This window comes from Pseudomonas sp. NC02 (genome assembly GCF_002874965.1).
GTDB lineage: Bacteria > Pseudomonadota > Gammaproteobacteria > Pseudomonadales > Pseudomonadaceae > Aquipseudomonas.
The window spans coordinates 6,455,317-6,477,323 of record NZ_CP025624.1 but is presented as its reverse complement, the minus strand read 5'-3'; the positions used below and the strand labels follow the sequence as shown (position 1 = coordinate 6,477,323).

Annotated in this window: 21 protein-coding genes; 17 read left to right on the top strand and 4 right to left on the bottom strand. The window is 63.2% G+C overall.

All coding sequences use genetic code 11. The features are described from left to right. Nucleotides 1-56 precede the first annotated feature (56 nt). From ruvX to gshB, 4 genes are all read right to left on the bottom strand, one after another. A complete protein-coding gene (gene ruvX / locus C0058_RS30540; RefSeq protein WP_003213744.1) occupies nucleotides 57-494 on the bottom strand; it encodes a Holliday junction resolvase RuvX in 438 nt (145 codons plus the stop codon). Continuing rightward, entirely contained in the window at nucleotides 494-1,063 is a 570-nt protein-coding gene (locus C0058_RS30535) for a YqgE/AlgH family protein (RefSeq protein WP_102370095.1), read from the bottom strand. Before C0058_RS30535 ends, ruvX begins: the two co-directional genes overlap by 1 nt. Before the next feature lie 67 nt (nucleotides 1,064-1,130). After that, the gene (locus tag C0058_RS30530) at nucleotides 1,131-2,030 is read right to left on the bottom strand and encodes an energy transducer TonB (protein WP_003213740.1); all 900 of its coding nucleotides are present in this window, start codon (nucleotides 2,028-2,030) and stop codon (nucleotides 1,131-1,133) included. Nucleotides 2,031-2,107: 77 nt separating this feature from the next. Beyond that, nucleotides 2,108-3,061, bottom strand: coding sequence for a glutathione synthase (gene gshB, locus C0058_RS30525; protein WP_003213738.1), 954 nt, complete (start codon nucleotides 3,059-3,061; stop codon nucleotides 2,108-2,110). Between the two features lie 239 nt (nucleotides 3,062-3,300). Between gshB and pilG the strand changes: the two genes are divergently transcribed. The 17 genes from pilG (at nucleotide 3,301) to madL (ending at nucleotide 22,006) form a co-directional block, all read left to right on the top strand. Continuing rightward, a complete protein-coding gene (gene pilG / locus C0058_RS30520; protein ID WP_087693247.1) occupies nucleotides 3,301-3,708 on the top strand; it encodes a twitching motility response regulator PilG in 408 nt (135 codons plus the stop codon). Nucleotides 3,709-3,755: 47 nt separating this feature from the next. Next, a complete protein-coding gene (pilH, locus tag C0058_RS30515; protein WP_003213734.1) occupies nucleotides 3,756-4,121 on the top strand; it encodes a twitching motility response regulator PilH in 366 nt (121 codons plus the stop codon). A 12-nt stretch (nucleotides 4,122-4,133) separates the two neighbouring features. Continuing rightward, on the top strand, nucleotides 4,134-4,658 hold the full coding sequence (locus C0058_RS30510) for a chemotaxis protein CheW (protein WP_003213731.1): 525 nt from the start codon (nucleotides 4,134-4,136) through the stop codon (nucleotides 4,656-4,658). Beyond that, nucleotides 4,655-6,706 carry a methyl-accepting chemotaxis protein gene (locus tag C0058_RS30505; RefSeq protein ID WP_003213729.1) on the top strand — a complete coding sequence of 684 codons (2,052 nt, stop codon included), beginning with the start codon at nucleotides 4,655-4,657 and terminating at the stop codon, nucleotides 6,704-6,706. Before C0058_RS30510 ends, C0058_RS30505 begins: the two co-directional genes overlap by 4 nt. A gap of 198 nt (nucleotides 6,707-6,904) precedes the next feature. Then, entirely contained in the window at nucleotides 6,905-12,745 is a 5,841-nt protein-coding gene (locus tag C0058_RS30500; RefSeq protein WP_102370094.1) for an Hpt domain-containing protein, read from the top strand. Beyond that, entirely contained in the window at nucleotides 12,738-13,193 is a 456-nt protein-coding gene (locus tag C0058_RS30495; protein ID WP_003213725.1) for a chemotaxis protein CheW, read from the top strand. Before C0058_RS30500 ends, C0058_RS30495 begins: the two co-directional genes overlap by 8 nt. Before the next feature lie 497 nt (nucleotides 13,194-13,690). After that, nucleotides 13,691-14,017 carry a DUF6124 family protein gene (locus C0058_RS30490; RefSeq protein ID WP_102370093.1) on the top strand — a complete coding sequence of 109 codons (327 nt, stop codon included), beginning with the start codon at nucleotides 13,691-13,693 and terminating at the stop codon, nucleotides 14,015-14,017. A gap of 62 nt (nucleotides 14,018-14,079) precedes the next feature. Then, nucleotides 14,080-14,709 (top strand): nucleotidyltransferase domain-containing protein, encoded by a 630-nt coding sequence (locus C0058_RS30485; protein WP_003216798.1) that lies wholly within the window; start codon nucleotides 14,080-14,082, stop codon nucleotides 14,707-14,709. Beyond that, the gene (locus C0058_RS30480) at nucleotides 14,672-15,100 is read left to right on the top strand and encodes a hypothetical protein (RefSeq protein ID WP_003216800.1); all 429 of its coding nucleotides are present in this window, start codon (nucleotides 14,672-14,674) and stop codon (nucleotides 15,098-15,100) included. The genes C0058_RS30485 and C0058_RS30480 overlap by 38 nt, the downstream gene beginning before the upstream one ends. A 327-nt stretch (nucleotides 15,101-15,427) precedes the next feature. Beyond that, entirely contained in the window at nucleotides 15,428-17,098 is a 1,671-nt protein-coding gene (mdcA, locus tag C0058_RS30475) for a malonate decarboxylase subunit alpha (protein ID WP_102370092.1), read from the top strand. Further along, nucleotides 17,099-17,947 carry a triphosphoribosyl-dephospho-CoA synthase gene (locus C0058_RS30470; RefSeq protein ID WP_102370091.1) on the top strand — a complete coding sequence of 283 codons (849 nt, stop codon included), beginning with the start codon at nucleotides 17,099-17,101 and terminating at the stop codon, nucleotides 17,945-17,947. Beyond that, nucleotides 17,947-18,246 carry a malonate decarboxylase subunit delta gene (locus C0058_RS30465; RefSeq protein WP_003216806.1) on the top strand — a complete coding sequence of 100 codons (300 nt, stop codon included), beginning with the start codon at nucleotides 17,947-17,949 and terminating at the stop codon, nucleotides 18,244-18,246. The genes C0058_RS30470 and C0058_RS30465 overlap by 1 nt, the downstream gene beginning before the upstream one ends. After that, complete coding sequence (locus C0058_RS30460; protein WP_102370090.1) at nucleotides 18,239-19,081, top strand: biotin-independent malonate decarboxylase subunit beta; 843 nt, start codon at nucleotides 18,239-18,241, stop codon at nucleotides 19,079-19,081. Before C0058_RS30465 ends, C0058_RS30460 begins: the two co-directional genes overlap by 8 nt. Next, complete coding sequence (gene mdcE, locus C0058_RS30455) at nucleotides 19,078-19,854, top strand: biotin-independent malonate decarboxylase subunit gamma (protein ID WP_102370089.1); 777 nt, start codon at nucleotides 19,078-19,080, stop codon at nucleotides 19,852-19,854. The genes C0058_RS30460 and mdcE overlap by 4 nt, the downstream gene beginning before the upstream one ends. Further along, the gene (locus C0058_RS30450) at nucleotides 19,848-20,444 is read left to right on the top strand and encodes a malonate decarboxylase holo-ACP synthase (RefSeq protein ID WP_102370088.1); all 597 of its coding nucleotides are present in this window, start codon (nucleotides 19,848-19,850) and stop codon (nucleotides 20,442-20,444) included. The genes mdcE and C0058_RS30450 overlap by 7 nt, the downstream gene beginning before the upstream one ends. Beyond that, nucleotides 20,441-21,346 (top strand): malonate decarboxylase subunit epsilon, encoded by a 906-nt coding sequence (mdcH, locus tag C0058_RS30445; protein ID WP_102370087.1) that lies wholly within the window; start codon nucleotides 20,441-20,443, stop codon nucleotides 21,344-21,346. Before C0058_RS30450 ends, mdcH begins: the two co-directional genes overlap by 4 nt. Before the next feature lie 246 nt (nucleotides 21,347-21,592). Further along, complete coding sequence (gene madL, locus C0058_RS30435) at nucleotides 21,593-22,006, top strand: malonate transporter subunit MadL (RefSeq protein WP_003216818.1); 414 nt, start codon at nucleotides 21,593-21,595, stop codon at nucleotides 22,004-22,006. Nucleotide 22,007 lies beyond the last annotated feature (1 nt).

The window sequence follows — 22,007 nt, the reverse complement described above, 5'->3', positions numbered from 1 at the left end:
CCTCGCGCAGGCAAGGTCCGGGCTCAAACGTAAGAAGACGCGGCAAGCCGCGTCAGTCAGGATTCAAATAAAGCGGTGTTTTCATCCAGCCAGCCCTGCAACAGCAGGGCCGCGGCGATGGCATCCACCGGGTTGTCGCGGTAACTGCCTTTCTGCCCGCCACGGTCACGGCGCTCGCCCTTGGCTTCGAACGTGGTCAGGCGTTCGTCGTGGGTATAGAAGGGCAGGTTGTAGCGGCCGTTCAGGCGGCGGGCGAACTTTTCGGCCCGCAGGCACATCTCGCTCGGGGTGCCGTCCATGTTCAGCGGCAGGCCGACCACCACGGCGTCGGGCTTCCACTCCTTGATCAGGGCTTCGACCTGGTTCCAGTCCGGCACGCCGTTCTGGGCCTTCAGGGTGCACAGCTCGCGGGCCTGGCCGGTAATCACCTGGCCGACGGCGACGCCGATCTGTTTGGTGCCGTAGTCGAAACCGAGGATCAGACGCAAGGCCATCAGGCGTGCCCCGCCTGGCTGGTCAGCAGGCTGAGGTTGATCCGCAGCTTGGCGGCGGCCGCTTCCAGGCGCAGTTTGCTGGGGGTGTTGAACAGGATGTCGGCATCGAACGGGCAGGTCAGCCAGGCATTGCTCGCCAGCTCCGCCTCCAGTTGCCCGGCTTCCCAGCCGGCGTAGCCGAGGGTGATCACACTTTGATCAGGCCCTACGCCGTCGGCAATCGCGAACAGGACGTCCTGGGACGTGGACAGGGACAACCCTTCAAGGTCCACGGTCGCCTGGAATTTCGGCCCGGTGGGGTGCAGCACAAAACCCCGGTCCGTCTGCACCGGCCCGCCGATGTAGATCGGTACGTGCTGGCAGCTGGCGGGTGGGTCGATGTCCGGGCGCAGTTGCTCGAGGATATCGGCCAGGTTCAGGTCTTGCGGGCGGTTGACCACCAACCCCATCGCACCATTGGCGGTGTGCTCGACGATGTAGGTCAAGGTCTGCGCAAAGTTCGGGTCGGCCATATGGGGCATGGCGATCAGGAATTGGTGCTTGAGGTAGGTCGGGCTGACATTTTTCATGTCCGCTAGTGTGGCGTTGGAGGGGCGAACTGACAAGCTGAGGATGCGCAGGAAATCACCGCCAGCATCAATTGCTCGACAGCCGATCACCCTTGGCAAAGCGCCAGGTGCGAATGATTTCCAGGCGATCGATGTCGTTCAGGTCTCCGGTAAACGGCGCAAAAGGCGCCGCCAGGCGCACGATGCGTTGCGCTGCCTGGTCCAGCAGCGGTTGGCCGGAGGACTCCAGCACCTGCACCTCGTACAAGGTGCCGTCGCGGTTGATCGACACCAGCAGTCGCAAATTGCCGTAGATTTGCTGGCGACGGGCTTCGTCCGGGTAGTTCAGGTTGCCGATGCGCTCGACCTTCTTGCGCCACTCATCCTTATACCAGGCGCCTTTGTCGCGCATGGTGGAGGCGGCGTTGAGGCGGTAGATCCGCGGGCGCTTGGCGTACAGCTGTTGTTCGTGGGCCAGTTCGGCTTCCAGGCTGGAGATCTCACTGGAGAGTTGCGAGCTGTCAAAAGTCGGGGCAGGCGGGGCAGGCGTGGGTTCGGTCTTGGCCTTTTCGCGCTGGGTCGGGGCTTTTTGCGGCTTGGGCGCCACGGTGGTGACCGCCGCCTTGGGTGCGGCCTGTTTCACCTCCGGCTTGGGCGCCGGCGGTGGCGTGACCTTATTGACCTTGTTGTCCTGGAATGGCGCGACTTCAGTGGTCTTGGGCACGGCCTTCTTGTCGAGGGTGCCGCTGCCTTGCTGATTGTCCTGGGCGAGAAAGTCGGCCTTTTCGGGCTTCTTTTCGCTTTTGAACGTGGCGAGGGTGATTTCCAGGGTCTTTGTGATCTGCTTGGGTTCGGCAAAGGTGAAGCCCAGGCCGAGGATCAGCGCCAGGTGAATCAACGCCGCCAGAAACAGGGTAAATCCGAGCCGATCAGCCGGGCGCACGCCGCTGTGGGAGAGTTCGGGGGGCAGATCGGACGGGAGCGTCATGACAAGAAAACCAACATCGCGCGTTTCACAGGTGGCGCATGATAACGCAATGTTGGTTTGTGTCCGGCTGTTCTATGTCACTTGGCTTGTAGCTTGGCGGCAATCGCAGCCATCAGCATTTCGCCGATGTTCGTGCCAAATGCGTTGTCGATCTCGCGAATACAGGTCGGGCTGGTGACGTTGATTTCGGTGAGGTTCTCGCCGATTACGTCCAGGCCTACGAACAGCAAGCCTTTTTCGCGCAGGGTCGGGCCGACTTGGGCTGCAATCCAGCGATCCTTGTCCGTCAGCGGGCGGGCTTCACCCCGGCCACCGGCGGCCAGGTTGCCGCGGGTCTCGCCGGCGGCCGGAATGCGCGCCAGGCAGTAAGGCACCGGCTCGCCGTCGATCATCAGGATGCGCTTGTCGCCGTCCTTGATCGCCGGAATGTAGGCCTGGCCCATGATCTGCTGGGTGCCCAGCGCAGTCAGGGTCTCCAGGATCACCGACAGGTTCGGGTCGCCGGCACGGTGGCGGAAGATCGAGGTGCCGCCCATGCCGTCCAGCGGCTTGAGGATCACATCGCCGTGCTTGGCGGCGAATTCACGCAGCACATCGGCGCGGCGGCTGACCACGGTCGGCGGCGTGCATTGCGGGAACAGCGTGGCGAACAGCTTTTCATTGCAGTCGCGCAGGCTCTGGGGCTTGTTGACGATCAGCACGCCCGCGCGCTCGGCCTGCTCCAGCAGGTAGGTGGAGTAGACGAACTCCATGTCGAACGGCGGATCCTTGCGCATCAGGATCACGTCGAGGTCGCTCAGGGGGCTGTCGATTTCGTCTTGCAGCTCGAACCACTTCTCGGGGTTGGCAAACACCTGCAGGGGACGCATCCGCGCCCGCGCTTCACCGTCGCCCTGGTAAAGGTCCGGCTGCTCCATATAGAACAGGCTCCAGCCGCGGGCCTGGGCGGCCAGCAGCATGGCCAGCGAGCTGTCCTTTTTATAGGAAATGCTGGCGATAGGGTCCATGACAATGCCGACGCGAACGCTCATGGGGGATTTCCTCTAGCAAATAAGGGCGCATAAAAGTGGCGTCAGAGTGGCGCTGCGGCTGTTGTGGGTCAAGGAAAAACCACCACGCGGGTCGGCCGATAGATTGCGTTCTGAGACTGTGCTAAAAAGGCTGCCATGGCACATCAGCCCTTGAATTCCGAGGCTTTTGGCGCTCGTCCTGTGCAACATCAGGCAGTACACACCGAAAACCTATTCGCTGTGGCGATGGTAGAGCAGATATGGAACAGCATTCCAACGCCTTGAAAGTGATGGTGATCGACGATTCGAAAACGATTCGCCGCACGGCCGAAACACTGTTGAAGAACGTAGGGTGCGACGTCATCACGGCCATCGACGGTTTCGATGCCCTGGCCAAGATTGTTGACCATCATCCACACATTATCTTTGTCGACATCATGATGCCGCGCCTGGATGGCTATCAGACCTGCGCGCTGGTGAAGAACAACCCGGCGTTCAAGTCGATCCCGGTAATCATGCTGTCCTCCAAAGATGGTCTGTTCGACAAGGCCAAGGGGCGCATCGTCGGCTCTGATCAGTTTTTGACCAAGCCTTTCAGCAAGGAAGAACTGCTGAGCGTGATCAAGGCCTATGTACCGGGCTTCGCCGCAGTAGAACAAGCACACTGACGGGGGCCCCACGAGGGCTTGCGTCTACTAGATAAGTGGGGAAAAACATGGCACGTGTTCTGATCGTCGACGATTCGCCGACTGAAATGTACAAACTGACCGAAATGCTCGAAAAGCACGGTCACACCGTCCTCAAGGCCCAGAACGGCGGCGATGGCGTTGCGCTGGCCCGTCAGGAAAAGCCGGATGCGGTGCTGATGGATATCGTGATGCCGGGCCTCAATGGCTTCCAGGCCACCCGTCAGTTGACCAAAGATGCCGAGACCAGCCACATCCCGGTGATCATCATCACCACCAAGGATCAGGAAACCGACAAGATCTGGGGCGAGCGCCAGGGCGCCAAGGATTACCTGACCAAGCCGGTAGACGAAGAAACCCTGATCGCCACCCTGAACAAGGTGCTGGCCGGCTGACGGCACGTTCCCATGACCGAGTCGCAAACCGCCTTCGAGCTGCTGCTGGACATCGACCGCCGCTGCCGCTTGCTGGCTGCCGACCTGCCGTCCCAGGAAACCCGGCTGCTCAGCTGGAGTGGGATCGGGTTTCGCCTGGGCGAACACTGGTACGTGGCGCCCATGGGCGAGGTGGCGGAAGTGCTGCACGAACCGCGCTGTACCTTGATGCCCGGGGTTAAGCCGTGGATCAAGGGCGTGGCCAACCTGCGCGGGCGCTTGCTGCCGGTGATGGACCTGGGCGGTTTCCTTGGCCTTGAGCTGTCGGTGGCGCGCAAACAACGGCGGGTGCTGGTGGTGGAGTATCAGGACGTGTTTGTCGGCCTGTTGGTGGACGAGGTGGTGGGCATGCAGCATTTCGCACAAGACGCGTTGTCGACGAGCACCGCAGGCGGCGCGCCGTTTATCCAGGGCCAGTTCGACGGCGACCAGCTGTGGCAGGTCTTCAGCCCCTTCGCCCTGGCCCAGGCTCCAGGTTTCATGGATGTCGCCGCATGAGTACCGTCACCCCGGTCAAACCCCAGGAAGCCTCCCGCAGCCGCTCGCAGATCATCGTGCTGTTTATCGCGCTGATCGTGTTCATCATGCTGCTGTTCGCCAACTTCGCGTACCTCAACACCCAGTCTACCTACGACAAACAGTACATCGGCCACGCCGGTGAGCTGCGGGTGCTGTCCCAGCGCATCGCCAAGAACGCCACCGAGGCTGCCGCCGGCAAGGCGGCGGCGTTCAAGCTGCTGGGGGATGCACGCAACGATTTTGCCCAGCGCTGGGGTTACCTGAAAAAAGGCGACCCGGCCACCGGCCTGCCCGCTGCACCCACCGCCGTGCGTGCCGAAATGCGCGCCGTGCAGACCGACTGGGAAGCGCTGCTGAAAAACGCCGATGCGATTCTGGCCAGCGAGCAAACGGTGCTGTCGCTGCATCAAGTGGCCGCGACCCTGGCGGAAACCGTTCCGCAGTTGCAGATGGAGTCGGAAAAGGTTGTCGATATTCTGCTGCAACGCGGCGCACCGGCCAGCCAGGTAGCGTTGGCCCAGCGCCAGTCATTGCTGGCCGAACGCATCCTGGGGGCGGTGAACACCGTGCTGGCGGGGGACGAGACTGCCGTGCAGGCCGCCGATGCCTTTGGCCGCGATGCCAGCCGTTTCGGCGTGGTGCTCAGTGGCATGCTCAACGGCAATCCCGGGCTGCGCATCACCCAGGTTGAGGACCACGACGCCCGCGCCCGGTTGGCGGAGATTTCCGAGCTGTTCGAATTCGTCTCCGGTTCCGTGGACGAAATCCTCGAGACCTCGCCGCAGCTGTTCCAGGTGCGCGCCTCGGCGAGCAATATCTTCAACCTGTCGCAAACCCTGCTGGACGAAGCCTCGCACCTGGCCACCGGCTTTGAAAACCTGGCGGACGGGCGCACTTTCGACACCATCGGCGGCTACGTGCTGGGCTTGCTGGCGCTGGCCTCGATCATCCTGATCGGCCTGGTGATGGTCCGCGAGACCAACCGCCAGTTGCGGGAAACCGCCGAGAAGAACGAGCGCAACCAGAACGCGATCATGCGCCTGCTGGATGAGATTGAAGACTTGGCCGACGGCGACCTGACCGTCACCGCCTCGGTCACCGAAGACTTCACCGGCACCATCGCCGACTCCATCAACTATTCCGTGGACCAACTGCGCGACCTGGTGGCCACCATCAACCTCACTGCCGGCCAGGTGGCTGGTGCGGTGCAGGACACCCAGGCCACCGCCATGCACCTGGCCCAAGCGTCGGAGCATCAGGCACAGCAGATTGCCGAAGCGTCCACGGCGATCAACCAGATGGCCCAGTCCATCGACCAGGTGTCGGCCAACGCCGCCGAATCTTCGGCAGTGGCCGAGCGTTCGGTAGAGATTGCCAACAAGGGCAACGAGGTGGTGCACAACACCATCCACGGCATGGACAACATCCGCGAACAGATCCAGGACACCGCCAAGCGCATCAAGCGCCTGGGGGAATCGTCCCAGGAAATTGGCGACATCGTCAGCCTGATCGATGACATCGCCGAGCAGACCAACATCCTCGCGCTCAACGCCGCGATCCAGGCGAGCATGGCCGGTGATGCCGGGCGTGGTTTTGCGGTAGTAGCCGATGAGGTACAGCGCCTGGCCGAGCGTTCTTCGGCGGCGACGCGGCAGATCGAAACCCTGGTGCGGGCGATCCAGACGGATACCAACGAAGCCGTGATTTCCATGGAGCAGACCACCACCGAAGTGGTGCGCGGTGCGCGGCTGGCCCAGGACGCCGGGGTTGCGCTGGAAGAGATCGAAGGCGTGTCGAAAACCCTGGCGGCGCTGATCCAGAGTATCTCCAACGCGGCGCAGCAGCAGACGTCGTCGGCGGGGCAGATTTCCCTGACGATGAACGTGATCCAGCAGATCACCACTCAGACTTCGTCGGGCTCTACGGCCACTGCCGAGAGCATCGGCAACCTGGCAAAAATGGCCAGTCAGTTGCGGCGGTCGGTGTCGGGGTTCACCTTGCCGGCGGCGAAGCGGGTGGATGAGTGAAATGCGCCCTCGAAAACACCGAAAAGCAAATGTGGGAGCGGGCTTGCTCGCGAATGCGGTGTGTCAGTCGCCGACGCTTTGTCTGACCCACCGCATTCGCGAGCAAGCCCGCTCCCACAGTTGATCTCCTTTGTTTTGAGATCGGTGTACGCATGACCCAGCACTACCAGCAACTCATGAATTCAGACGGGAGCGGTTATGGTTGATCGGCACGACTACGTGGCCCTCGAATGGGTCAAGGGCGAAATTGCCGAAACCCTGAAACAGGCCCGCTCGGCGCTGGACGCCTATGTTGAAGAAAGCAGCAGCGAGGCCATCGGCCAGTGCCTGGAATGCATCCATCAGGTGCATGGCAGCCTGTTGATGGTCGAGTTCTACGGCGCGGCCCTGTTCGCTGAAGAAATGGAACAACTGGCCCTCGCCCTGCAAGGCGCGCGCGTCAGCCAGCGCGACGAAGGCATTCGCCTGCTGCAACAGGGCCTTGGCCAACTGCCGCTGTACCTCGACCGCGTACACAGCGCCCGGCGCGACCTGCCCCTGGTGGTGCTGCCGCTGCTCAACGACCTGCGCAGCGTGCGCGGCGAAAGCCTGCTCTCGGAAACCAGCCTGTTCAGCCCGCAACTGCTGGTGATCCCGCCGCTGCCCGAAGACGCCCTGGCCCAGCGCACGCCAGAGGATTTCCCCGAGCTGCTGCGCCAGTGGCGGCAGATGCTGCAACAGGCGCTGGTCGGTTTGCTGCGCGAAGACCACGGCCCCAGCAACCTGGAAGACATGGCGCGGGTCTTCGCCCGCCTCGAAGCCCTGTGCCATGGTGCGCCGCTGCTACCGTTGTGGCAGGTGACCTCGGCGCTGGTGGAAGGCATGCTCATTGGCGTGGTTGCCAACAGCCCGGCGTTGCGCAGTTTGCTCAAGGCCTGCGACAAGGAACTCAAGCGCCTGCTGATCCAGGGCATCAACGGGATCAACACCCCGGCCCCGGATGAGCTGCTCAAGAGCCTGTTGTTCTACGTCGCCAAAGTCACCCGACCGACTCCACGGATGCAAAGTTTGAAAGAACGATATGGCCTCGATGAAGCTTTGCCCGACAGCGCCGTGGTGGACGCCGAACGCGCCCGCCTGGCCGGCCCGGACCGCGACGCGATGGGCTCGGTGCTCGGCGCGTTGTGCGAGGAGCTGGTGCGGGTCAAGGAACGCCTGGACCTGTTCGTACGCAGCGACCGTCAGCACGCCTCGGACCTTGAGGCGTTGCTGGCGCCGCTGCGGCAGATCGCCGATACCCTCGCCGTATTGGGCTTCGGCCAGCCGCGCAAAGTGATCATCGACCAACTGGCGGTGGTACTCGGCCTGGCCCAGGGGCAGCGCGAACCCAACGATGCGGTATTGATGGACGTTGCCGGTGCGTTGCTCTACGTCGAGGCCACGCTGGCCGGGATGGTCGGCACTGTCGAGCCGGAGCGCCGCGAAGAAAGCCGCCTGCCTACCACCGACCTGACGCAGATCCATCACCTCGTCATCCGCGAATCCTGCCAGTGCCTGACCCAGGCCAAAGAGCTGGTGATCGACTGCATCGAGGCCCATTGGGACCGCCAGCGCCTGGAGTCGCTGCCCGAGTTGCTGACCCAGGTGCGCGGCGCGCTGGCGATGATTCCGCTGCCCCGTGCGGCGAGCCTGATGCGTGGCTGCAATGACTACGTCAACGAGCAACTGATGGTCGGCGATGCCGCGCCTTCCGAGGCGCAGCTTGAGCATTTTGCCGATGTGCTCACCAGCCTCGAGTACTACCTGGAACGCATGCTTCAGGACCACGACGCCCCGGGCGAACGGGTGCTGGAAGTCGCCGCTGAAGGCCTGGCCGCGCTGGGCTATTTGCCGGCCGAAAAACCCTGGCGCCAGGCACTGCTTGAGCAGGGTGACACGCCCACGGAGCAAACCCCGTTCCTCGCCGATGCGTTGGCCAGCCCCACCTCGCGCCTCAACCCGCCGGCACTCCAGCGTCCCGGCAGCCTGCTGCCGCCGCCCGCCGGTGAAGAGGCCATCGATGATGAACTGCGGGAAGTATTCCTCGAAGAAACCGCCGAAGTTCTCGACGTGCTGCATCGCTATGTGCCTGCCGGCACCGCCAGCCTGGAAGACAAGGCCACCCTGAGCGAAATGCGCCGCGCCTTCCACACCTTGAAAGGCAGTGGCCGCATGGTGCGCGCCCTGGTGTTGGCAGAGCTGGCCTGGGCCGTGGAAAACCTGCTCAACCGCGTGCTGGAGCGCAGCGTCGCGCCGGGCCCGGATGTGCAAGCAGTGCTGGATGACGTGTTGGAATTGCTGCCGGAACTGATCACCGATTTTGCCGACGATGCCCAGCGCCAGCGCGATGACGTAGACGAACTGGCGGCGCGGGCGCACGCCCTGGCCAGCCGTGTCGAACCGTCGGCCACAGACCCGGCCGCCCTGGACCCGCAGTTGCTGGAAATCTTCCGCAACGAAGCCCAGAGCCACCTCGACAGCCTCAACCGCTTCCTGCAACAGGCCACCGAGCACCTGCCGCTGCAAGTCAGTGATGACCTGCAACGCGCACTGCACACCCTCAAAGGCAGCGCCTATATGGCCGGTGTGTTGCCCATCGCCGAACTGGCGCGCCCGCTGGATCACCTGACCCGCGAATACAAGGCCCACCGCCTGCCGCTGGACCTGGATGAAATCGAATTGCTGCTGGAGGCCGAAGCGTTGTTCCAGCGCGGCGTGCGCCAGCTGGACAGTGACCCTCACGCGGCCATCAATGGTGCAGCAGGGCTGATCGAGCGCACGCAAAACCTGCTGAACAGCCAGCTTGAAGCCTTGCTGAATGCGCCCAACACCGGCCTGCGGATCAAGCGCGACCCGCAGTTGATCGCCAACTTCCTGGCCCAGGGCATGGACATCCTGCTGGACGCCGAAAGCCTGCTGCGCCGCTGGCAACAGCACCCCGGCGAACGCCAGGAACTGAGCGCGCTGCTGGACGAACTGACCACCCTCGGCGAAGGCGCGCACCTCGCCGACCTGCACCCGATGGACGAATTGTGCGAAGCCTTGCTCGACCTCTACGGCGCAGTGGAAGAAAGCAGCCTGGCGGTCAGCGAGCGCTTCTTCCACGAGGCCGAACAGGCCCACGAAGCCCTGATCAACATGCTCGACCAACTGGCCGCCGGCCAGGAAATCAGCGCGGCGCCGGCCCGGGTACGCGCCCTGCGCGAGCTGCTGGATGAAGGCCTCGACCCGTCCGCCACCGGCTTGATCAAGACCGATGGCAGCCGCGCGCTGAGCATCTCCGAGCTGGGCGCCGCTACGGCGAAGCTCGATCAGGGTTTTGCGGTGGATGACGAGATCGTCGAGATCTTCCTTGAGGAAGCGGTGGACATCCTCGACAGCGCCGGCCAGTCCTTGAAACGCTGGCTGCTGGACCCGGATAACGCAGCGCCGCTGTCATCGTTGCAGCGGGATTTGCACACCCTCAAGGGTGGCGCGCGCATGGCTGAAATCGGCGCAGTGGGCGACCTGGCCCTTGAGCTGGAAAACCTTTACGAAGGTTTGGTGGACCGGCGCTACAGCTATTCCAGCGAGCTGGCCAATGTGTTGATGGCCAGTCATGAGCGGCTGGCGCTGTTGCTTGAGCAACTGCAACACCAGCAACCGTTGAGCGACTCCTCCGACCTGATCAGCCACTTGCGTGAGTTGCGCCAAGGCACCGGACAAGCGGCGCCCGCAGCGGCCGCCGAAGTCGAGACGCCGGGCAGTGATCCCGAGCTGCTGGATATCTTTCTCGAAGAGGCCGCCGACATCCTCGACAGCTCCGGCGCCGCGCTGTTGCGCTGGCAGGCCGAGCCGAAAAATCGCCAGGAAGTCGAGACACTGCTGCGCGACCTGCACACCCTCAAGGGCGGCGCTCGCATGGTCGAGATCGGCCCGATTGGCGACCTGGCCCATGAGCTGGAGTTTCTCTATGAGGGCTTGTCGGCAGGTTTGCTGGCGCCCTCGGCGGAGCTGTTCGCCTTGCTGCAAGGCTGCCACGACCGCCTGGCGCAGATGATCGATGCGGTGGCGGCGGGAATGCCGGTGGGCTCGGTGGACCTGCTGATCGAGCGCATCAAGAGCCTGGTGCGTCCGGCTGAAGTGACGGACGCACCGCTGGCGTTGACGGCAACCAAAACCGAGGCGGTGCCGGCCAGCGATCCGGCCGCCGACATGGTGAAGATCTCTGCCGACTTGCTGGATGACCTGGTCAACCTGGCGGGTGAAACTTCGATCTTCCGTGGGCGTATCGAGCAGCAGGTCAACGATGCGAGCGTTGCCCTCAACGAGGTGGAAACCACCATCGAGCGTATGCGCGATCAACTGCGCCGCCTCGACACCGAGACCCAGGGCCGCATCCTCAGCCGCCAGCAGGCCGAGGCCGAACGCCTGGGCTACGAAGAATTCGACCCGCTGGAAATGGACCGCCATTCCCAGTTGCAACAACTGTCCCGGGCCTTGTTCGAGTCGGCTTCCGACCTGCTCGACCTCAAGGAAACCCTCGACCGCCGCAACCAGGACGCCCACAACCTGCTGCAGCAACAGGCGCGCATCAACACCGAGTTGCAGGAAGGCCTGATGCGCACGCGCATGGTGCCCTTCGAACGCATGCTGCCACGGCTTAAACGCATCGTGCGGCAGGTGGCGGGCGAGCTGGGCAAGGACGTGGAATTTATTGTCGGCAATGCCGAAGGCGAGATGGACCGCAACGTGCTGGAGCGCATGGTCGCGCCGCTGGAACACATGCTGCGCAACGCCGTCGACCACGGCCTGGAATCCCGCGATGCACGATTGCTGGCCGGTAAACCCGAGAAAGGCCGCATCACCCTGGACCTGACCCACGAAGGCGGCGACATCGTTTTCGACATGCGCGACGACGGCGCCGGCGTGCCGCTTGAAGCCGTGCGGCGCAAGGCGATCAAGCGTGGCTTGCTCGACCCCAGCCTGGAAATCAGCGACCGCGACGTGTTGCAGTTCATCCTGCAACCGGGGTTTTCCACTGCCGAAAAAATCACCCAGATTTCCGGGCGTGGCGTGGGCATGGACGTGGTGCATGAAGAAGTGCGCCAGCTGGGCGGCTCGATGGTCATCGACTCGACGCCGGGAGAGGGCGTGCACTTTCGCATTCGCCTGCCGTTCACTGTGTCGGTCAACCGGGCGATGATGGTGCAGTGTGCCGACGATCAATACGCGATCCCGCTGAACACCATCGAAGGCCTGGTGCGGGTCATGCCCCATGAGCTGGAAGGGCACTATCAGCAGGACCCGCCGCGCTACGAATACGCCGGCCAACGCTACGAACTGTTCTACCTCGGCGACCTGCTGCACACCGTCGGCCGGCCGAACCTGCTGGGCCAGTACCAGCCGCTGCCGGTGCTGCTGGTGCAATGCAACGAACGGCGCGTGGCGGTGCAAGTGGACGCCATGGCCGGCACCCGGGAGATCGTGGTCAAGGGCCTCGGGCCGCAGTTTGCCGGGGTGAAGGGCGTGTCTGGCGCAACCATCCTTGGCGATGGCCGCGTGGTGCTGATCATCGACCTGATGGCGCATATCCGCGCCCGGCCACCGGCGTTGCCGGCCCAGGCGGCGGACGCTCCGTTGATCCTCAACGACCCGCTGAAAAAGCGCCCGCTGCTGGTGCTGGTGGTGGACGACTCGGTCACCGTGCGCAAAGTCACCAGCCGCCTGCTGGAGCGCAACGGCATGAACGTGCTCACCGCCAAGGACGGCATCGACGCCATGGCCGTGCTGGAAGAGCACACCCCGGACCTGATGCTGCTCGACATCGAAATGCCGCGCATGGACGGCTTCGAAGTGGCCATCCAGGTGCGCGACGACCCGCGGCTGATGCGCATGCCCATCATCATGATCACCTCCCGCACCGGGCAAAAACACCGTGATCGTGCGATGGCGATTGGCGTCAACGACTACCTCGGCAAGCCTTATCAAGAGTCGGTGCTGCTGGAAAGCATCGCTTACTGGAGCAAGTCCCGTGCTTGATCACCGCGCAACTCAACTCACCGGCTTGCTGCTGCCATTGGCCGACCGTCACCTGTTGTTGCCCAACGTCGCCGTGGCCGAGCTGATCGACTTCCAGCGCGGCGAACCGGCCAGTGATGCGCCGCCGTGGTATTTGCGGCAGGTTACCTGGCGGGATCGGCAGTTGCCGTTGATCAGCTTTGAGGCCGCGTGTGGCGAGTCGGGCGTGGTGGGAGAGCGGGCGCGGATTGTGGTGTTGAACACCCTCGGAGGACGGCCGACGTTGAAGTTTATTGCGTTGGTGATCCAGGGGATTCCGCGCTCGTACAAGCTCGATAGCCAGTTGAGTTATGTGGACGTGCCGTTGTGCCCGCTGGAGTTGGCGGCGGTGCAGGTGGGGGAGCATGTGGCCAGGGTGCCGGACTTGATGGGATTGGAGGCGTTGTTGGTCGAGGCCGGATTGGCCTGAGTGTAACCGTCAGTCAATTGATGATCGTTCCCACGCTCCGCGTGGGAATGCAGCCTCGGACGCTCTGCGTCCAGCTGGCGATGCAAGGCTTAAGTCTCGCGCTGTGGTGACGCGGAGCGTCACGGGATGCATTCCCACGCAGAGCGTGGGAACGATCGCATCGGCGTGCGCTTTACAGTCGGATTTTTCCTGCAACCTCTCGCGCTGTGCATGAACTTGTTGTGCCCTGCGATCGCGCCTAGTCTTCGTCCGTCATCGCAAAAAACGGTGACACGGACGTGCAAGTCCGGTTACATATCGGCGCACCAACGCCCATAGCCATTCAACGGGCGTTTTTTATGCCTGCTGTATTTCTTATGGCGGCTGTGCGTGGGAGATCCCTTGGGGTCTGCCGGGGTCCGATATGCCCGGTCTTGCACACCTGCGCACAGCTGCCACCTTATTCGCGTGCAAGCGGACGGTGTCAGCTTCCCTAATACATATCGGAGCTGCACATCATGTTCAAACCTACCCCCAATCCGCCCCACAACACCGAAATCGAACACCGCAAACTCCAGGCCGCCGCCGAGCGTGCGATGGATCATTACTTTCCGACTTCGGCTTCATCTTCACTCTTTACCGTCACCCCCTCTCAATCCACCGAAGCCCTGCTGGCCAACGCTTCTGAAACCTTTGCCTCACTCAACGCCCTGACTTCCAACCTGGCCTTTGAATTGGAAGGTTCCCAGCGCGGCGTTGTGCTGGCCATTCAGCAGATGAGTGAGCTGGGGCAGTTACTGGTTGATCAGGCACTGGAGCAGGTTGCTCCTTCTTGCGCAGCCTAAAAACTTGATCGTTCCCAAAAAGGGACCTATCGTTCCCTTTTTGGGACTCTTCGGTCGCTGCCATGCAAACCCTGCCCCTTAGCACTGCGCTATTCACCGTGACTCAGCAGAAAGTCTTGGGTTTGCTCTTTGGCAAGCCCGACCATAGCTTCTTCACCAATGAAATCGCCCGCTGGGCAAAGGTGGGCAAGGGCAGCCTGACCCGCGAGCTGGAGCGTTTGCAGTTGGCAGGCATCCTGACGGTGACGCGCCAGGGCAACCAAACCCACTACCAGGCCAACCCGCAGTGCCCCGTTTACTCGGAGCTGTTGGCCATCGTGCGCAAGACCCTGAGCCTGGATGAGCCATTGCGCAACGCACTGGCTCCATTTGCCACGCAACTGAAGTGGGCATTTATCTACGGTTCCATCGCCAAGGGCGAGGCGCACTCATCCAGTGACATAGATCTGATGCTGATCGGCGAAAGCCTCAACTACAGTGAAGTCATGGAGCAGCTCATGCCGCTGGAAGAGCAACTGGGCCGCACCATCAACCCGACGCTCTATACCCCCGAAGACTGGATCGGCAAATGGAATGCCGGTCATAGTTTTGTGCAGCGGGTGGCGGAGCAGGACAAGATCAACCTGATTGGGGAAAACCCCGTGGAGTCCAAGGATGGACAGCAAGGCAAACCTGGAGAACCTGCAACGTAGTGGTGGCTTGAAGGCTGAGCCGCCGGATCGCACGGAATGTGATGGGTTGATGCGCTCTGCTCGTGATCGATTGAAGGACGCCAAAACCCCGCAATTATCTTTCGCCAGCCGTTTTGATTTGGCTTACAACGCGGCCCACGCAATCGCCCTCACAGCCTTGCGCTTGCACGGCTATCGCTCGGACAAGCGCTATCTGGTGTTCCAATGCCTGCTTCATACCACCGCAGCCAACAAGGTTCAGGTAAGACTGTTTGCGCTATGCCACGAGCGCCGCAACCTGGCGGAATATGAAGGGTATATGGATGAGGATGAGGGGTTGTTGGAGCAACTGATTGCGCATACTCAAGCGCTATTGAAGGAGGTCGAACAGTGGGTGACTAACCAGAAATAGCGGGTTGGGTGATGAAGCGAGATCAGTCCCAAAAAGGGACTGATCGTTCCCATTTGGGGACTTCTGCGCACGTTCTCCCGAACAGCGCTGAGCAAATATGGGAGCGGGCTTGCTCGCGAATGCGGTGTGTCAGTACCCGATTTATCAACTGACCCACCGCATTCGCGAGCAAGCCCGCTCCCACATTTGAACTGTGTTGAGCCCGAGCCTCAGCATTTGCTGATCAACCATTACTCCAATCGTAATGGTTCACCGCGCAGCTTGATTGATGCCCCCCCAATACCCTCCTAAGGTACAGCCCACGACAGCAAATCCCGTGGAGCGACCATGACAACAACAACTTCCCCCGACTCGCGCTGGACGCGGCGGCGCGATGAGAAGCAGCGCCGCCTCGCATTGGTGCGATCCTTCGCCGATGGCGCCGTGCTCCCCAGCGACCGCATTGTCGAAGCCCTGGAAGCCCTGATCCTCCCCGGCGACCGCGTGGTGCTGGAGGGCAACAACCAGAAGCAGGCCGATTTCCTCTCGCGCTCCCTGGCCAAGGCCGACCCCGCCAAGCTCCACGACCTGCACATGATCATGCCCAGCGTCGGCCGCTCCGAGCACCTGGACCTGTTTGAAAAGGGCATCGCCCGCAAGCTGGATTTCTCCTTTGCCGGCACCCAGTCCCTGCGCATCAGCCATTTGCTGGAAGACGGCCTGCTGGAAATTGGCGCGATTCATACCTACATCGAACTCTACGCGCGGCTGGTGGTGGACCTGATCCCCAACGTGGTCCTGTCGGCCGGCTTCATGGCCGACCGCGCCGGCAATATCTACACCGGCCCGAGCACCGAAGACACACCCGCGCTGATCGAGCCGGCCGCCTTCAGCGATGGCATCGTCATCGTCCAGGTCAACCAACTGGTGGATGACGTCACCGACCTGCCGCGCGTCGACATCCCCGCGAGCTGGGTCGATTTCGTGGTGGTCGCTGACAAGCCCTTCTACATCGAACCGCTGTTCACCCGCGACCCACGCCACATCAAGCCCGTGCATGTGTTGATGGCGATGATGGCGATCCGCGGCATCTATGAAAAACATAACGTTCAATCGCTGAACCACGGCATCGGTTTCAACACCGCCGCCATCGAATTGATCCTGCCGACCTACGGTGAATCCCTGGGCCTGAAGGGCAAGATCTGTCGCAACTGGACCCTCAACCCGCACCCAACCCTGATCCCGGCCATCGAAAGCGGCTGGGTCGAAAGCGTGCATTGCTTCGGCACCGAACTGGGCATGGAGAACTACATCGCCGCCCGGCCGGATGTGTTCTTCACCGGCCGCGACGGCTCGCTGCGTTCCAACCGGATGTTCTGCCAACTGGCCGGCCAGTACGCGGTGGACCTGTTTATCGGCGCCACCTTGCAGGTCGATGGCGACGGTCATTCCTCCACCGTTACCCGTGGCCGCCTCGCCGGTTTTGGTGGTGCGCCGAACATGGGCCACGACCCGCGCGGTCGCCGCCATGGCACACCCGCCTGGCTCGACATGCGCCACGACGACGCCCCGGAAGCCTTGCTCGAACGCGGCAAAAAGCTCGTGGTGCAGATGGTCGAGACCTTCCAGGAAGGCGGCAAACCCACCTTTGTCGAAACCCTCGACGCGGTGGAAGTCGCCCGCAAAAGCGGCATGCCCCTGGCGCCGATCATGATCTACGGCGATGACGTCACACACCTGCTCACCGAAGAAGGCATCGCCTACCTGTACAAGGCCCGCTCCCTGGAAGAGCGCCAGGCGATGATCGCCGCCGTGGCCGGGGTGACCGCCATCGGCTTGCGCCACAACCCCAAGGACACCGCACGCATGCGTCGCGAAGGCTTGATTGCGCTGCCCGAAGACCTCGGCATCCGCCGCACCGATGCCACCCGCGAGCTGCTGGCCGCCAAGAGCGTGGCCGATCTGGTGGAGTGGTCCGGTGGCTTGTACAACCCGCCCGCCAAGTTCAGGAGCTGGTAAATGCACGCACTCAAACTGCACGACCTGACGCTGGCCGAACGCCTGGCCGACATGGCCGTCGACGCGTTGATCGATGAGGCAGACCTGTCGCCGAAACCCGCCCTGGTAGACCGTCGCGGCAACGGCGCCCATACCGATTTGCACCTCGGCTTGATGCACGCCTCGGCGCTGTCGCTGTGGCCGGCGTTCAAGGAAATGGCCGAGGCCGCTGTCGAATTTGGCGAAGTCGGTTTGCCCCTGCGTGAAGCCCTCGGGCGCATCGGTCGCGAAGGTGAGCAGGTGATGCTCGTCACCACCAGCGGCGTTAATACCCATCGTGGCGCGATCTGGGCGCTCGGCCTGTTAGTCGCCGCCGCCGCACTGCAACCGGAATCCTGCACTGCCAGCGCGGTGACGTTGCGCGCCGCCCGCCTGGCCTTGCTCAACGACCGTTACGCACCGCAACCGCTGAGCCACGGCGCCCAGGTCGCACAACGCTACGGTGCACGCGGTGCCCGCGAAGAAGCGCAATTGGGCTTCCCGTCGGTGCTGCAACGCGGCCTGCCCCAACTGAAGAAAAGCCGCCTGCAGCAACACGGCGAACAGAACGCGCGCCTCGACGCCTTGCTGGCGATCATGACCGACCTGGCCGACACCTGCGTGCTCTACCGCGCCGGTCCTGAAGGCTTGCAGGCCATGCAACAAGGCGCCCAAGCGGTGCTGGACGCCGGCGGCAGTGCAAGCCTCGCCGGCCGCCGCCAACTGCATGAGCTGGACCAGCAACTGCTGGCGCTGAATGCCTCCCCCGGTGGCGCCGCCGACCTGTTGGCCGCCTGCCTGTTTATCGACCGCCTCGACGGAGCGCTGTGATGGAAACCTTATCCTTTGAATTCCCCGCCGGGCAGCCCGCAAAGGGCCGCGCGCTGGTAGGTTGCGTCGGCTCCGGCGACCTCGAAGTGCTGCTGGAACCGGGAACCGCCGGCACCCTGACGATCCAGGTGCAGACCTCGGTGAACGGTGCGCAGCTGCGTTGGCAGCATCTGTTCGAGCGGATCTTCCAGGAACAGACACCCCCCGCATTGAACATCGATATCCACGACTTCGGCGCCACACCCGGCGTGGTGCGCTTGCGCCTGGAGCAAGGCTTCGAGGAGATCGGTCATGACTGACTTGCTGAACAAACACAGCTTCGTCGAACTCGGCGCCCGGCAACGGGCCAAGGCCTTGCTCGACGCGGGCAGCTATCGCGAACTGATCGACCCGTTCCAGCGCGTCATGTCGCCGTGGCTGAGCCGCCAGGGCGTGGTGCCGCAGGCAGATGACGGCGTGGTGATCGCCAAGGGCAGCATCGCCGGCTTGCCGGTGGTCATCGCGGCCATCGAAGGCAATTTCCAGGGCGGCAGTCTCGGTGAAGTCGGCGGCGCGAAGATGGCCGGTGCACTGGAGTTGGCTGCTGAAGACAATCGCAACGGTATCCCTACTCGCGCGATCCTGCTGCTGGAAACCGGCGGCGTGCGCTTGCAGGAAGCCAACCTGGGCTTGGCCGCCATCGCCGATATCCACGCAGCGATTGTCGACCTGCGCCAGTACCAGCCGGTGATCGGCGTGGTGGCGGGCAGCGTCGGTTGCTTTGGCGGCATGTCCATCGCGGCAGGCTTGTGCAGTTATCTGCTGGTGACCCGTGAGGCGCGCCTTGGCCTGAACGGCCCGCAGGTGATCGAGCAGGAAGCCGGCCTTGAAGAATACGACTCCCGCGACCGGCCCTTCATCTGGAGCCTGACCGGCGGTGAGCAGCGTTTCAACAGCGGCTTGGCCGACCGGTATGTGGCCGACGACGTGGCGCAGATTCAGCAGCAGATCACTGAGTTGCTGCAACAAGGCTTGCCGGAAAACCAGCGCAGCCGTCAGGTTGATCACTATCTGGAACGCCTGGCCGCACTGAACGCCGAACCGCAAATCGACCCGGCGACGGTTCGCGATCTGTATCAGGGAGAACGCTCATGAGAGGTTTGCAGTGGTTCAACGCATTGAGCGGCGACGCAGCGCCAGTGAGCGGTTTGCCGAACTCGCTGAAAGTCGCCGACGGTGTGCTCGGTGATCAGCCAGTGCGCTTTATCGCGGTGGTCACCGACCCACAAAACCGCTTCCCTCGCGCTCGCAACGGTGAAGTCGGTTTGCTGGAAGGCTGGGGCTTGGCCAAGGCCGTTGATGAGGCGATCAACACCGGCGACAAGCGTCCGCTGATTGCCATCGTGGATGTGCCGAGCCAGGCCTACGGTCGTCGCGAAGAGGCGTTGGGCATTCACCAGGCATTGGCCGCCGCTGCCGACAGCTACGCCCGTGCCCGCCTGGCCGGTCACCCGGTGATCGCGCTGCTGGTGGGCAAGGCGATGTCCGGCGCCTTCCTCGCCCATGGTTACCAGGCCAACCGCCTGATTGCCCTGCGCGACCCCGGCGTGATGGTGCATGCCATGGGCAAGGCTTCGGCGGCACGGGTAACCCTGCGCAGTGTTGAAGAGCTGGAAACCCTGGCCGCCAGCGTGCCGCCGATGGCCTATGACATCGACAGCTATGCCAGCCTCGGCTTGCTCTGGGAGACCTTGTCGGTCAGCCAGATCGAGCAGCCCACCAGCGAAGATGTGGCGCGTGTCAGCGATTGCCTGGTGCAGGCGATCAAGGATGTGCAGGCCGGCGGTCGGGACCTGAGCGGTCGCCTGGGCGCCACTAACCGCGCGGCCTCCAGCCACGTGCGCCAACTGCTGCGGGAGCAATGGTGAACGCTCACGACTTGCTCTGGGGCATGACCCCGGCGCATGCGCCCGCTGATGCGCCGGCCTGGGTGCTGGAAGCATTGGCCGCTGGGCATCCGGTGGTGGTGCGGCGTGCCGTCGCGTCACCGGGCCAGGTAGCGGTGGGGGTACGCGGGCGCTTGCGCGAGCAGCGCTTCGCCGCCGTGATGCCGATGGCGGCCGTGCAGCGGCGCGTGGTGCCGGAAGACCTGCGCGGTGTGATCTCGCCAAGGGATTTGCCGGCGTTGCAGGCTCTCGCTCAGTTACGACCGGTGCTGGCGGGAGAGAGTTGGGGCGTCACCGGCAGTGCGGGTTTCGAGTTGGCCAGCGGCGTCGAAGCGCTGCATGCCAAGAGCGATCTGGATTTGATTCTGCGCACGCCCGAGCGCCTTGAACGCAGCGATGCAGAGGACCTGCTGGCGATACTGGATACGCCGGTGTGCGCCGTGGACCTGCAACTGCAAACGCCTTTTGGCGCGGTCGCGTTGCGTGAATGGGCCGGTGGTTCGCGTCGCGTGCTGCTGAAAAATGCCGGTGGCGCGCAGTTGGTGCTCGACCCGTGGCAGGCCTTGGCATGAGCAGCCTCCTGGCATTCCCGGGGCAGGGCGCCCAGCGTCCCGGCATGCTCCAGCAACTGCCGCGTGCGGTGCTGGACGAAGCCAGTGCTGCCCTCAATGAGGATGTGCTTACCCTGGATTCTGCCGAAGCGCTGGCCTCGACCCGTGCCGTGCAGCTCTGCCTGTTGATTGCCGGTGTGGCCAGTGCGCGTTTGCTGGAACACACCCCCGATTACGTCGCCGGCCTGTCCATTGGTGCTTATCCGGCCGCCGTGATCGCCGGCTCGCTGGACTTTGCCGACGCGTTGAAACTCGTCAGCCTGCGCGGCGAACTGATGCAGCAAGCGTATCCCCACGGCTACGGCATGACCGCCCTTATCGGCCCGGACCTGTCCACCGTCGAAGCCTTGCTTGCTCAGGTCCACAGCCCGCAAACCCCGGTTTACCTGGCCAATATCAATGCCGACAACCAGACGGTCATCGCCGGCAGCGATGAGGCCATGAAGGCGGTCGCCAATCTGGTGCGCGGCAACGGCGTCGCCAAACGCCTGGCCGTCAGCGTGCCGTCTCATTGCGTACTGCTGGAAAAACCCGCCGAGGCCCTGGCCGAAGCATTCGCCCAAGTGACACTGAAACCGCCGAGCATCACCTACCTGAGCAGCACCCGCGCCCGGCCGATCCACAACACCGAACACCTGCGCGACGACCTCGCCTTCAACATGTGCCGCATCGTCGACTGGCGCGGCACCGTGCAAAGCGCCTTCGAGCGCGGTGTGCGCCTGCATATCGAACTGCCTCCCGGTGCCGTGCTTACAGGCCTTGCGCGCCGGGTGTTCGAGCAAGGCACCGTCATCGCCTTCGAAGGCGCCCGCCTGGACACCTTGCAGGCCTTGCTGCGAGAGGAGGGAAACCATCACCGATAGAGCTCCACCAAGGCTGATGCTGGTCGGTCAAGAGATAGAGCGGGTCATCAATGACCTGTGGCGAGGGAGCTTGCTCCCGTTGGAGTGCGCAGCGCTCCGAGGATTTCAGGGCCGCTACGCAGCCCAGCGGGAGCAAGCTCCCTCGCCACAGGTACGGTATTCATCTTTATCGGATCGGCATTGCCGCCCAAGGCTTTCGAAGCACAAAAACAACAATTTCGATGAAGCACTTTGAGGACAACCATCATGATTATTTACGGTGTGGCGTTGCTGGCGATCTGCATGTTGGCCGGCGTGATTCTGGGCGACATGCTCGGCGTGTTGCTGGGAGTCAAATCCAACGTGGGCGGGGTGGGGATCGCGATGATCCTGCTGATCTGCGCACGGTTGTGGATGCACAAACACGGCGGCATGACCAAGGAATGCGAGATGGGTGTCGGCTTCTGGGGTGCCATGTACATCCCGGTAGTGGTGGCGATGGCGGCGCAACAGAACGTGGTGACCGCGCTGCACGGCGGCCCGGTGGCGGTGCTGGCGGCGATTGGTTCGGTGGTGGTGTGCGGTTGCACGATTGCCTTGATCAGCCGCACGCACAAGGGCGAACCGCTGCCCGATGAAGAGCCGCTGATTGCGGCTGCACCTGTCGCGGGAGGTCGCTGAT